Annotated in this window: 9 protein-coding genes and 1 pseudogene; 4 read left to right on the forward strand and 6 right to left on the reverse strand. The window is 35.5% G+C overall.

Annotated features, from left to right (window positions below; translation table 11 throughout):
- Positions 1-28 precede the first annotated feature (28 nt).
- Positions 29-1147, reverse strand: a complete 1119-nt coding sequence (locus QO200_RS09370; RefSeq protein WP_371539036.1) for an imelysin family protein — start codon at positions 1145-1147, stop codon at positions 29-31.
- A gap of 59 nt (positions 1148-1206) precedes the next feature.
- Positions 1207-2418 carry a DUF4856 domain-containing protein gene (locus QO200_RS09375; protein ID WP_371539038.1) on the reverse strand — a complete coding sequence of 404 codons (1212 nt, stop codon included), beginning with the start codon at positions 2416-2418 and terminating at the stop codon, positions 1207-1209.
- 315 nt (positions 2419-2733) lie between these two features.
- Between QO200_RS09375 and QO200_RS09380 the strand changes: the two genes are divergently transcribed.
- Together QO200_RS09380 and QO200_RS09385 are read left to right on the forward strand one after the other, a co-directional pair.
- Complete coding sequence (locus QO200_RS09380; protein ID WP_371539040.1) at positions 2734-3903, forward strand: imelysin family protein; 1170 nt, start codon at positions 2734-2736, stop codon at positions 3901-3903.
- 60 nt (positions 3904-3963) lie between these two features.
- Entirely contained in the window at positions 3964-5364 is a 1401-nt protein-coding gene (locus QO200_RS09385; protein WP_371539042.1) for a di-heme oxidoredictase family protein, read from the forward strand.
- Positions 5365-5424: 60 nt separating this feature from the next.
- On the opposite strand, the gene QO200_RS09390 is transcribed toward QO200_RS09385, so the two are convergent.
- A complete protein-coding gene (locus tag QO200_RS09390; RefSeq protein ID WP_371539044.1) occupies positions 5425-5571 on the reverse strand; it encodes a hypothetical protein in 147 nt (48 codons plus the stop codon).
- Positions 5572-5675: 104 nt separating this feature from the next.
- On the opposite strand from QO200_RS09390, the gene QO200_RS09395 reads away from it, so the two are divergent.
- Entirely contained in the window at positions 5676-6461 is a 786-nt protein-coding gene (locus tag QO200_RS09395) for an alpha/beta fold hydrolase (RefSeq protein ID WP_371539046.1), read from the forward strand.
- A 175-nt stretch (positions 6462-6636) separates the two neighbouring features.
- On the opposite strand, the pseudogene QO200_RS09400 reads toward QO200_RS09395, so the two are convergent.
- From QO200_RS09400 to QO200_RS09410, 3 genes and pseudogenes are all read right to left on the reverse strand, one after another.
- A pseudogene (locus tag QO200_RS09400) lies at positions 6637-7359 on the reverse strand (DUF4197 domain-containing protein).
- 84 nt (positions 7360-7443) lie between these two features.
- The gene (gene purU / locus QO200_RS09405) at positions 7444-8298 is read right to left on the reverse strand and encodes a formyltetrahydrofolate deformylase (RefSeq protein WP_371539048.1); all 855 of its coding nucleotides are present in this window, start codon (positions 8296-8298) and stop codon (positions 7444-7446) included.
- Positions 8299-8502: 204 nt separating this feature from the next.
- Complete coding sequence (locus QO200_RS09410; RefSeq protein WP_371539050.1) at positions 8503-9213, reverse strand: DUF4197 domain-containing protein; 711 nt, start codon at positions 9211-9213, stop codon at positions 8503-8505.
- A gap of 323 nt (positions 9214-9536) precedes the next feature.
- Between QO200_RS09410 and QO200_RS09415 the strand changes: the two genes are divergently transcribed.
- Positions 9537-12989 carry a methylmalonyl-CoA mutase family protein gene (locus tag QO200_RS09415; RefSeq protein ID WP_371539053.1) on the forward strand — a complete coding sequence of 1151 codons (3453 nt, stop codon included), beginning with the start codon at positions 9537-9539 and terminating at the stop codon, positions 12987-12989.
- Positions 12990-13082 lie beyond the last annotated feature (93 nt).

The raw sequence follows: 13082 nt of genomic DNA on the forward strand, positions 1-13082 counted from the left end.
AATTAATCTTTTTAGCTTTTAGACTAAATTAATCTCCATCTCCATCAACGTAGTCGATAGTAATGTTTAAGGCTTGCATCATGTCTAGTTTGATGTAGACTACATTTTGTTGCAATACATCATAAGCAGCAAGCATTTTAGAATTGTCAGTATTAATCTGGTTCGAAAAACTAGCGTTTAATGTCGCGTTTGCACTAAGGCTTGCAGTAAACTGACTGTCGATGATAGTGCTAAGTTGTTGCCCGCTTCGCACTGCTTTAACATAGTCTAAATATGATTTTAAACCTTCGCCAGTTGTAGCGCTGTTGAAATGCTTTCCATTAAAGAAATCTTTTGACGCTTGGACAGCGGTGTTCAATAATTCTCTTGAAACATCATTCTTGTAATACGCCTCTACTTTTTCGGGGAATTTCACTCCACTAGAGAAAACACCCGCTGGAATTCCTAATTTTCCAGAGCGTACATTTTTCTCTAAATTTTTAACAAAATTATTAGTCGTAACATTTACAGAACTACTTACAGAAGTACCACTATTAGCAATATAGGTGGCTCTGTAGCTTGAGTTCCAATCTGCTAAAACAGTATCAGCATTTGATTGTAATCGAGCAACGACATCAGTTAGGTATTTCTTATAGTTAGTAGCATTTGCATTAGTGCTATAAAAAGCAACAATAGAAGCATCTGTAGTCGCTAATCCGTTAATCATATAATCCAAAGCTGGGAATCCTTGCTTGTCTAACTGGGATAACAATGTTAAGTTGTATCCGCCAGCTGAAATATTGGCATCAATACCAGCAGCATTTGTTGGATACGTATTAGCACTTTCTTTTAAACCAATCTCTTCTGATTTTCCAAAACTATAGACAGCAACATATTGATATGCTTTGTATGCGGCTAACCAAGAAGTTCTTACCGTTAGCAAGTTGTCCTCTGATGGTGATGCGTTAAAAGCAGTGATATTAGTCGCTACTACTTTTATTTTAGTTTGGTAGTTTACATAACTAGGAATGATGATGTTGTCAGCCCAGTTTGTTAAAAGTAATTTACGGTCGTAGTTACTGCCTCCTGTTGTATCTCCATTGTCGTCACTTGACGAGCAAGCGACAATAGTGATTAAAGCAGTAAAAAGTATAAATAGTTTCTTCATTTTAGTTTCTTTTTTGCAAAAATACAAAAGCAAATGGTCTTGTTTGTATTTATTCTAAATTAATTTACTGTGGCAGCCTGGGCAACTGTGAATCCGAATTTTGTAGCTATTTGAAGCGATATAGCATCTAATTTTGCTCCTAAAGTATCGATATCCCATAAGCCATTTGTACCACTAACCATATTGGCAAGTATGGCGTCTACTTCTGATTTTGATAAATATGGGTTGTTTGTCGCTGGATTGTTTGTGTATCTTAAAGACATGATAAATCCGTATGCTTCAGAAAGAGCATGGAATGATTTAGCTCCTTTGTCAGTAACTAATTTCCCTTTTCCTTCTTGAAGATAAAATACAGCTCTTACTGCTGGAACCATCGCTAGTTTAGCTTTGATGATGTCAATTTGTGCGTCACGAGTTGCATAGTCATTGGCCACTATTGCAGCTCTACCTTTACGAAAAGCCAAATCTAGATCAGCTGTTAAAGTATTAAAATCGACATCGGCATTCACTTGGCTAATGTAGCTTGCCCAAAATTTTGTACCATCCACACCATAAATAAAACCGTAAGCTTCATCCCAGTTGTGCTCCATTGTAGTGTGGGTTTTTCCTGTTTCTACAATTTTATTTGAATTATTTACTTTATTAGTTCCTTCGTCTAATTTATTTTCACTCAAATAGTTATTAACTACTTGATCTAGGAAACTAGCTCCCATCATTCCTTTTAAAAGAACTTGTTGTGGTTCTAAACCGTTAGCTGCAAATAATCTTTTACTTGTTCCGTCTAAATATACACCTGCAACACCTGCGGCTGCATTTGTTCCTACGCTTGCTTCTTGTGCTAACGTCAATTGCGTTTCAAAGAAGGCTTGAACACTTAATCTTTCAGTAGTAGTTCCTCCACCTTGATATAGTTCAAAGTAATCTTTTGAAGCTGCTGTTTTGTCTTTTAGTTGTTTTCCAGAAGTATTCAAAACAGTACTAGAAAAAGCGTTGCTTGTGTTTGAATACATATTAGTCAAAACTGATTGACTAGCTTGGGTTCCATTAGTAGCAGCAGTTTTTATAATATTTCCCATTTCTTCTAACATAAGTAATCGAGCACTTTGTCCTGAGAAATCTACAGTTGTTGTACTGTTTCTTTCAAATGTATAGGTGGCTGGAACAGTATAATTAGTAGTTTGGTCTTGGGTTGGCATATCATCATTGGAACATGAAGTGATTGTTAACCCTGTTACTAATAATGTGGAGAGTAATACTTTTTTTAGTATCATAATAGTTATTTATTTAGATTGAATAAGAATAATTTTATGCAAATATATAGTACAATTTTGCAATTTCAAAATTTTGTTTATAATATTTCTAAATAACATTTAATGTATTGACATTGATTGTTTTGAATCCTTAATTTGGGGTTAATAACTATTTAGAATAAATTACTGACATGTGGTTTTGTAATAAATTTAAGTTATTAAACTACTGTTTATGAGTTATTTATAACTTAATTTAAATTAAATCTAAATAAAAATTGCGTATTAAAATAAAACTTATATTTTTGCCTAAATTTAATCATTATAAATAACAACCCGATGAAGAAAGCACTTTTGAGAATGGCATTATTTTTATTAATTGGAGGATTAGCCTTCTCTTGTAACAACGATAATGATGATACCGCAGATTCCAATGTTACTAAAAAACAGGTTATAGAGAACTATGCTGAAATAGCTTACGCAAATTATAAAAAGGCTTTTGATGATGCAGTGGTTCTAGAAACGGCCATTAATACATTCGCAGCTGCACCAACTCAGACCAATTTTGATTTGGCTAAATCCAAATGGAAGGAAGCTAGGGAGAGTTACGGAACAACTGAAGCTTTTCGCTTTGCAAATGGACCAATTGACGATGTAAATGGTCCAGAAAGTCTTATGAATGCTTGGCCTTTAGACGAAAATTATATTGATTATGTAGAAGGAGCAAGTACTTCCGGTATCATCAATGATCCAATCACTTTTCCTATTATTGATAAATCTTTTTTAGAAGCTCAAAATGAAAATGGTGGTGAGAAAAACATCAGCGTTGGTTATCATGCTATTGAATTTTTGCTGTGGGGACAAGATTTGACAGCGCCTTCTGAGAAAAAAGCAGGCCTGAGACCGTATACTGATTATGTAATAGGAGGAACCGCTGCTAATCCTATGCGTAGAGCCGCTTATTTACAGGTTTGTGCTGATCTGTTAACGGATCATTTGGATTATATGGTAAACCAATGGAAAGTTGACGGTCCTTATAGAAAAGTTTTTCTAGGCTTATCAGATGACCAAGCAATAAAAAACATTTACTTGGGAATCACAACTCTTGTCTCAGCAGAATTGCCTGTGGAGCGTATGGACGTTGCTTTAGGAAATGCAGATCAAGAAGATGAACATTCTTGTTTTAGTGACAATACTCACAGAGATATTGCACTTAATCTACAAGGTGTAATAAATGTATACCAAGGAAAATATGGGACAATTGACGGTGCTTCTTTAGAGGATTTAGTGAAGCAAGCAAATGTTGACATTTATAATGATACTGATGTTGCGGTAAACGCTTCTTTAACTAAAGTGGCAGCAATTTTAACTCCTTTTGACTTAGCTATTTCTGGGGGCCTAGATTCTACTGAAGGTGCCAAAGTCAGAGTGGCTGTTTTAGCACTTAAGAATTTAGGGGCTAATCTATTGGCAGGAGCCGTAAAAATTGGAATTATCGTTAACGGATAATTTAAAAGATGTTTAATTTAAAGTGCTCTTTTTTAAGGGCACTTTTTTCTGTTTTATAAAATGAAGAATAGTATAAAGATTTTATTTTTGTTGGTTAGCTTTCAATTTTACAGCTGTAGTAGCTCGGATGACAAGTATATTGCATTAGTTGCTGAGGAAGGAGAGCAATATTCTGGTGGTGAAACTACTTTTTTTAATGCCACCGAAGAAGCTTTTGGTTTTTCGGCGCCTAATCTGACCTTTAATGAGCAAAGCGATTTCGGTATCGGGAACTCTTTTTTTAGACAAAGTTGGGTTACAGCTCCATCATCAACGACTGCTCGCGATGGTTTAGGACCTTTTTTTAATGCAGTTTCCTGTTCTAGTTGTCACTTTAAAGATGGTAGAGGTAGAGCGCCATTGTTTGATGGTGAGACTGCACATGGTTTATTGTTGCGATTGAGTATTTCTGGTGTCAATAGCAATGGCAGTTCTTTTCAAGATGCTATTTATGGCGGACAATTGCAAGACAATGCAATTTTAGGACAAACCGTAAAAGGGAAGTTTAATGTCGTTTATCAGGACGTTACGGAGACATTCGCAGATGGAACTGTTGTGGTTCTTAGAAGACCAACGTACCAAATTAATAATTTAGGGTTTGGAACTTTGGCTTCCAATGTTAAGATTTCCCCTAGAGTGGCGAATCAAATGGTAGGCTTAGGTTTACTGGAAGCTGTCGATGAAACTACATTATTGGCTTATGCTGATGCAAATGATAGAAATAACGATGGGATTTCTGGAAAACCAAATTATGTATATGATGTGGCTACCAATTCTAAAAAAATGGGAAGATTTGGTTGGAAAGCCAATCAGCCAAATGTTCGTCAACAAGTGGCGGCAGCTTTTTCGGGTGATATCGGAATTACTTCGTCTTTGTTTCCCAATGAAAATTGTCCTCCTGGCGTAGACTGTAATTCAATTCCAAATGGCGGTTCTCCTGAAATAACCGATGCTAATTTGAATAAGGTCGCTTTGTATTCTAGTACACTTGCGGTGCCAGGTAGAAGGAATTATACAGAGCAAAATGTATTGGAAGGGAAAAAAATATTCGAAACCATTAACTGCACAACTTGCCATATTCCGAAAATGAAAACTGGAAATACGCATGCTATTGTTGCTTTACGCAATCAAACCATTCGTCCCTATACTGATTTATTATTGCATGATATGGGGCAAGGTTTAGCAGATAATGCTCCTGATTTTGAAGCTTCGGGTAGTGAATGGAGAACGCAGGCTTTATGGGGAATAGGGCTGGTTAATACCGTAAATAAGCATACTAATTTATTGCATGACGGTAGAGCCAGGAATGTAACGGAAGCTATTTTGTGGCATGGTGGCGAAGCAGAAAAGGCTAAAAATAGTTTTAAAGAATTGGCAACGATTCAAAGAAATAAATTATTAGAATTTATTAATTCACTTTAATTGAGCTCTGATATAAAAAAAAGGGGATTCTATTTTAGAATCCCCTTTTTTTGTCTAGAATTATGCTTCGCATTTTTCAAGAACCACTTCCTCTTCTGGAATTTCAATTTCAATTTTAGCATTAACTTTAAAGTTTGTTGCTGCTAATTTTCTATATTCCTGTTGGAGTTTTTCAATTTCACTTTTCTCTTGCAGCAATCCAATCATGGCGGTATTTTTCCGGCAAATTTACGCTATACTATCATAAAAGAGGCAATAAAAAATGTTAAGATTGGGATTTAAAATTAAAGTACTATTTTTACAAAAAAAACGTGCTTAATTATACCATTTACGAAAATCAGAACAGTACCCAATGGGTAACTTTTGTTCATGGTGCTGGTGGAAGTTCATCGATTTGGTTCAAACAAATTAGAGACTTTCAAAAACAGTATAATGTGCTTTTATTGGATTTGCGTGGTCATGGAAATTCTAAAGCATCACTAAAAACTGCTTTCAAACAAAAATATACCTTTTCGGCTCTTGCCAATGATATTCTGGAGGTTTTAGATTTTCTAAAGATTGAAAAATCGCATTTTGTTGGGATTTCTCTAGGTACGATTCTGATTAGACAATTAGCTGAGATGCATCCGCAGAGGGTGCAAAGTATGATACTTGGTGGTGCAATCTTAAAAATGAATTTTCGTTCCCAGATATTAATGCGTTTGGGTAATACGTTCAAGTATGTTTTACCTTATTTGGTTTTATACCGCTTTTTTGCTTTTGTGATTATGCCTAAAAAAAATCACAAGCAATCTCGTATTCTTTTTATAAATGAAGCAAAGAAATTATACCATAAAGAATTTCTAAAATGGTTTAAATTGACAGCCGAAATTAATCCTATTCTAAAATGGTTTCGTCAGATGGAACTAAATATCCCTACGTTGTATGTTATGGGTGAAGAAGATTACATGTTTTTACCGTCAGTGAGAAAAGTAGTAGAGAGTCATTATAAGTCCTCAAAACTATTTGTTGTTGCTAACTGTGGTCATGTGGTAAACGTGGAACAGCCTAATGTTTTTAACGCTGCAGTTCTTTCTTTTATGAGTGGGACTAAATAAAAAAATGCCGGTACTCTATGAATACCGGCAGTTCTTTAACTAACCAAAACCAAATAATAAATAACCAGTTTATTACTCTGCAAAGATGGTTCAATTACCGGCTAATCGTTGTTAAGATTTTGTTATTAGTTTGTTGCACATAAGTTAAGTTTTTACACTTTCTTTTGTGATATTTTTATTTTTTATTTTGTAAGGCAAAGACTTTCTTAAGAACATCTGAAGTTCTTGCGTCTACATTGCTTCTAATATTTTTTTCTTCTACCGTAATCATGCTAAAAACACGATCTAGCGCCTTATTAGTTACGTAATCTGTAATGTCTGGGTTAACCTCAGAAATGAATGGAAGAGTATTGTATTTTTTAATAATGTTTCACCAAACTACATCGGCTCCCACTTTGCTAATAGAGGTTTGTACTACAGGATTAAACTTAGCGTATAATGCTGTTGTTGTACTAGTTTGTAAATAAGTAGTAGCAGAATTGTTCGCACCTAATAAAATACTTTTGGCGTCAGTGATACTCATGTTTTTTATGGCAGAAACAAAAATGGGTGTCGCTTCTTTCACAGCATCTTCGGCAGCACGATTTAGTGCTTTTATACCGTCGTCAGCTAAGGTGCTCATTCCCATTTTGCGTAAAGTTTGGTCGACTTTAACTAACTCTTCGGGCATTAAAATTTTTACGGCTTCATTTTTATAAAATCCGTCAGCCTGGGTTAATTTAGAAACTTGTTCTGTAACTCCTTTGTTTAAAGCTTCTTTTAGTCCGGCAGCAATGTCTAAGCCCGAATTTGAACTGCTAATTGTGGCAGCTTTATCAGTAACTTTTTTTACCAAATCTTTGAATTGTGCGGAACTAATTAAAGGAACAAACAACAATAGTATTAGTAGTTTTTTCATTTTATTTCATTGATTGCCAAATTTAATTACCTGGACTTTTTTCTAAAATAGTTTTAACTTTTCAGGTTTTATTAGAATCTAGTTTTAAGAAAAAATGACAGTTTTATTAGAGTATACCATTACTTTTCTTTCGGCATGTAGTTTTATGGCTCTTGCCAAAACGGTACGCTCCAGATCTTTTCCTTTCATGATAAAATCATCTACAGAATTGATGTGAGAAACTCTAGTGATGTCTTGCTCGATAATTGGGCCTTCATCTAATTCCTCAGTAACGTAATGACTGGTTGCGCCAATAATTTTCACTCCTCTTTTAAAAGCGGAGTGGTAAGGTTTAGCTCCTGGAAAAGCAGGTAAAAAGGAATGGTGGATATTGATGATTTTATTTTCGTAAAGCGAAATCAAATTAGGCGTTATGATTTGCATGTAACGCGCTAGAACAATAAAGTTAATCTTGTGTTTTTGGAGCAGTTCGATTTGTTTCTTTTCTCCTTCTACCTTGTTGTCTTTAGTAAAAGGAACATGATAAAACGGAATATTGAATTGATCAGCAATGGGTTTTAAGTCCATATGATTAGATATAATCAAAGGAATTTCGATATTTAGTTCCCCAGCGCTATAACGACCTAAAATATCATACAAGCAATGATTGTATTTAGAAACAAACAATGCCATTTTAGGTTTTACCTCCTTGTTGTAGAGATCCCAAGACATATTAAAATCGGTGGCAATCGTTTGCTGAAAATCAGCTCTTATGGCTTCAACGCTACTAGTTGGATTTGTAAGTTCACTTTCCAGTCGCATAAAAAACACATTTCGTTCCATGTCAACATGCTGATCTAAATAAGTGATGTTTCCTTCTACTTTTAGTATAAAATTAGTCACGGTTGCAATAATTCCTTTTTGGTCTTTGCAATGAATAAGTAGGGTGATTTTTTGCATTATAGTTGGTTCTTGTAAATTTAAATCCTTTTTTTTGGTACAAAAAAAGTTTAGTTCTAATTTTCTGTTTTCATTCAATGGATGAAAGGAAAATCAAAACTAAACCATTTTACCTAAAATAAACAGATAAAGGATGTTTTAAATCTTTGTTTACTGCTGTTTTTTTGTGTGATTTTCAAATCGCATAGTTGTACACAAAGACAATTAAATCTTCTTGTCTTGCAATGCAAAAACCCTCTGTAATAAAATAGAGGTTCTCGAGCTAAGATTGGTTCTAATGTTTTTTTCTTCGACAGCTACCATTTTAAAAACCCCATTCATTGCTTGATTCGTTACATAGTCAGTCAAATCTGGATTTACCTTATTCACTAACGGAATGCTATTATATTTAGTAATGATGTTCGTCCAGACTTTATCAGCACCTACTTTAGTAAAAGAGTTTTTTATTATGGGATTAAATTTCCCGTATAAAGCAGTAGAAGTACTGTTTTGTAAATAATTAGTGGCGGAGCTTTCGTTCCCCATCAATATTCCTCTTGCATCTGCAAATGACATATTAGTCACAGCATCTACAAATATAGGAGTCGCTTCTTTTACAGCATCCTCTGCCGCACGGTTCAATACTTTTAAACCTTCATCAGCCAAAGAACTAAGACCAATGCTTCTTAATCCCGCATCTACTTTTCGCAATTCTTCTGGTAAAAGAATCTTTACTGCCGCGTTTTTGTAAAAACCATCTGTGGCGGTTAACTTAGTTACTTGTTTAGAAATACCATTGTTCAACGCTTCTTTCAGACCTCCAGAAATATCAACAACTCCCATGCTGCCCGTTTGTGGAAATTGATTCATTACTTGTTGCATCTCAGCGCAACCAAAAAGAGAAAATACCATTGTTAAAAGCAAAAATTTTTTCATGTTCATTTTTTTATTAGTTTACTTCAGCTGCGTTACCATTTGGTTCCAACCAAAAATACTACTTCTTCAAATATAAAGCCACTTTTTATTTTTGGAACATAAATTTTAAGATTTCTTTAAGAGGGGATATTTCTAGTTCCAAGCCTTGAGACGCTAGAATATTCCGTTATTTAAGAAAAATAGAAAAGGATTTCTCCCGAAGCGGCGGGACTTTCTGGCCTGAAAAAGAAGATTGTTGCTTTTTTATCAACATCTGCAAGGAACATCAGGCAATCATTAAAAATTTTTGTAAATTGCACTCTTAAAATTATCATATTCTCAAAATGAATCCACAAACGCCATATATTCCTAAGAATAAAGTTAGAATTGTTACTGCAGCCTCTCTTTTTGACGGTCACGATGCAGCTATAAACATCATGAGACGAATTATTCAATCTACTGGTGTTGAGGTGATTCACCTTGGCCATGACCGTAGTGTTGAAGAAGTGGTGAATACCGCTATTCAAGAAGACGCAAATGCGATAGCTTTGACTTCCTACCAAGGAGGTCATAATGAGTATTTTAAATACATGTATGATTTGCTTAAAGAAAAAGGAGCAGGGCATATTAAGATATTTGGAGGCGGAGGCGGAGTAATCCTTCCTTCTGAAATTGAAGAATTACAAGCCTACGGAATTACTCGTATTTACGCACCAGATGATGGTCGTTCTATGGGATTACAAGGGATGATAAACGATTTAGTAGAACGTTCAGATTTTCCAACAGGAGATAAATTGACTAATGAAGTAGAAGAATTAGCATCAAAAAATCCAACAGCTATCGCACGAATTATTTCTGCGGCTGAGAATTTTCCAGAAGTAGCAAAGCCTGCTATGGATGCAATTCATAAAATGAACGAAACCTGCACCACACCAGTTCTTGGAATTACAGGAACAGGAGGTTCAGGGAAATCCTCTTTAGTAGATGAGTTGGTTCGTCGTTTTCTAATCGACTTTCCAGAGAAAACAATTGGTTTGATTTCTGTTGATCCATCAAAACGAAAAACAGGCGGAGCACTTCTAGGAGACAGAATCCGAATGAATGCAATCAACAGTCCTAGAGTATATATGCGTTCTTTGGCAACGCGTCAATCTAATTTGGCCCTGTCAAAATATGTCGCTGATGCAATCCAAGTGATCAAAGCAGCTAAGTATGATATTATCATTTTAGAAACTTCCGGTATCGGTCAGTCTGATACGGAGATAATGGATCATTCAGATGTATCATTATATGTAATGACACCTGAGTTTGGTGCTGCAACCCAATTAGAGAAAATCGACATGCTTGATTTTGCTGATTTAGTAGCATTAAATAAGTTTGACAAACGAGGCGCTTTAGATGCCATTCGCGATGTGAAAAAACAGTACCAACGCAATCATAACTTATGGGATGTGAATCCTGATGAAATGCCTGTTTTCGGGACTATTGCTTCACAGTTCAACGACCCAGGGATGAATACGCTGTACAAAGCGATTATGGACAAGGTTGTTGAGAAAACAAATTCCGATTTGAAATCAACATTCGAAATCACTCGTGAAATGAGCGAGAAGATTTTCGTTATTCCACCACACAGAACCCGTTACTTATCTGAAATCGCCGAAAGCAATCGTCATTATGATGAGACAGCGGTAAGCCAGGAGCAAGTAGCACAAAAATTATACGGTATTTTCAAAACACTGGAAACAGTTTCAGGAAAAGTACCAGTTATTACAAAAGCAGGAATTGATGATACGTCTGTATTACCTACAGCAATTGAATCTGAAAAAGAAGGAGTCGCTGAAAATAAAATTTTCCTTAATCTTTTACTGAATCAATTCGATAAAGTAAAAATGGATTTAGATCCGTACAATTGGGAAATTATATTGACTTGGAATGAAAAAGTAAATAAATATAAAAATCCTGTTTATACTTTTAAAGTTCGTGATAGAGAAATAAAAATGGCGACGCATACGGAGTCACTTTCTCATTCTCAAATCCCAAAAATTGCCTTACCAAAGTATAAGGCTTGGGGAGATATTCTACGTTGGTGTTTACAGGAAAATGTTCCGGGTGAATTTCCGTTTACCGCCGGTTTATATCCTTTCAAACGTGAAGGAGAAGATCCTTCTCGTATGTTTGCAGGTGAAGGTGGGCCAGAAAGAACAAACAAACGTTTTCATTATGTAAGTGCGGGATTGCCGGCAAAACGATTGTCGACGGCTTTTGACAGCGTGACTTTATACGGAAATGATCCTCATGTACGCCCTGATATTTATGGAAAAATAGGTAATGCCGGAGTTTCTATCTGTTGTTTGGATGATGCTAAAAAATTATATTCTGGTTTCGACTTAGTTCATGCCATGACATCAGTAAGTATGACTATTAATGGACCAGCGCCTATGTTATTAGGGTTTTTCATGAATGCTGCCATCGATCAACAGTGTGAATATTACATTAAAGAAAACGGTTTAGAAAAAGAAGTTGCCGTAAAAATCAATGCTATATACAAAGGAAAAGGGGTCGAAAGACCACATTATCAAGGCGATCTACCTGCAGGAAATAGCGGTTTAGGATTGATGCTTTTAGGAGTAACTGGAGATCAAGTTTTGCCTATGGTAGTTTATAATGAAATTAAAGCGAGAACGTTATCACAAGTTCGTGGAACGGTTCAAGCCGATATTTTAAAAGAAGATCAGGCACAAAATACCTGTATTTTCTCTACTGAATTTGCGTTGCGATTGATGGGTGATGTGCAGGAGTATTTCATCACTAAAAACGTAAGGAACTTTTATTCGGTTTCAATTTCAGGGTATCATATTGCGGAGGCAGGTGCAAATCCAATTACACAATTAGCGTTCACACTTTCAAATGGATTTACGTATGTAGAATACTATTTGAGTCGCGGAATGAGCATCAATGATTTCGGTCCTAACTTATCTTTCTTCTTTTCGAATGGAGTAGACCCTGAATATGCAGTGATTGGTCGTGTAGCACGTAAAATTTGGGCGAAAGCCATGAAAAATAAATATGGCGCTAATGAACGTGCTCAAATGTTGAAATACCATATTCAAACATCAGGTCGTTCTTTGCACGCACAAGAAATTGATTTCAATGACATTCGTACGACTTTACAAGCTTTGTACGCGATTTACGACAACTGTAATTCATTGCATACTAATGCTTATGACGAAGCGATTACTACGCCAACAGAGGAATCTGTTCGTCGTGCGATGGCAATTCAGTTGATTATCAATAAAGAATTAGGTCTAGCCAAAAATGAAAATCCAATTCAAGGTGCTTTTATCATCGAAGAATTAACGGATTTAGTTGAAGCGGCCGTATTGTTAGAATTTGACAGAATTACTGAACGTGGTGGTGTTCTGGGTGCTATGGAAACGATGTACCAACGTTCTAAAATTCAAGAAGAAAGTTTGTATTATGAAACTTTGAAACATACAGGAGAATTCCCAATCATAGGGGTGAATACGTTCTTGAGTTCTAAAGGGTCTCCAACGGTTATTCCTGCTGAGGTGATTCGTGCTACCGAAAAAGAGAAACAATACCAAATCACGATGTTGGACAATTTGCACAAAGCAAATCATGACCAAGTGGATGAAATATTGAATACTATTCAAGAAGCAGCCATTAATAACGAAAATTTATTCGATCATTTAATGGAAGCAACTAAAGTGTGTTCTTTAGGACAAATCACTGCTGCATTGTTTGAAGTAGGTGGTCAATATAGAAGAAATATGTAAGCAGAGAACCACTTTTTTGCTTTTGCAAAAAAAGTGTGTGAATCGCTTATCCCGATTTTTATCGGGATCTGTTCAATTAGAAAAGAGTGCCTT

It is taken from the genome of Flavobacterium sp. Arc3 (assembly GCF_041431375.1).
Taxonomy (GTDB): Bacteria; Bacteroidota; Bacteroidia; order Flavobacteriales; family Flavobacteriaceae; genus Flavobacterium.

Excerpts from the sequence above, each read along its gene's own strand:
- QO200_RS09370 (WP_371539036.1), bottom strand. The coding sequence starts at position 1,147 with ATGAAGAAACTATTTATACTTTTTACTGCTTTAATCACTATTGTCGCT.
- QO200_RS09375 (WP_371539038.1), bottom strand. The coding sequence starts at position 2,418 with ATGATACTAAAAAAAGTATTACTCTCCACATTATTAGTAACAGGGTTA.
- QO200_RS09380 (WP_371539040.1), top strand. The coding sequence starts at position 2,734 with ATGAAGAAAGCACTTTTGAGAATGGCATTATTTTTATTAATTGGAGGA.
- QO200_RS09385 (WP_371539042.1), top strand. The coding sequence starts at position 3,964 with ATGAAGAATAGTATAAAGATTTTATTTTTGTTGGTTAGCTTTCAATTT.
- QO200_RS09390 (WP_371539044.1), bottom strand. The coding sequence starts at position 5,571 with ATGATTGGATTGCTGCAAGAGAAAAGTGAAATTGAAAAACTCCAACAG.
- purU (WP_371539048.1), bottom strand. The coding sequence starts at position 8,298 with ATGCAAAAAATCACCCTACTTATTCATTGCAAAGACCAAAAAGGAATT.
- QO200_RS09410 (WP_371539050.1), bottom strand. The coding sequence starts at position 9,213 with ATGAAAAAATTTTTGCTTTTAACAATGGTATTTTCTCTTTTTGGTTGC.
- QO200_RS09415 (WP_371539053.1), top strand. The coding sequence starts at position 9,537 with ATGAATCCACAAACGCCATATATTCCTAAGAATAAAGTTAGAATTGTT.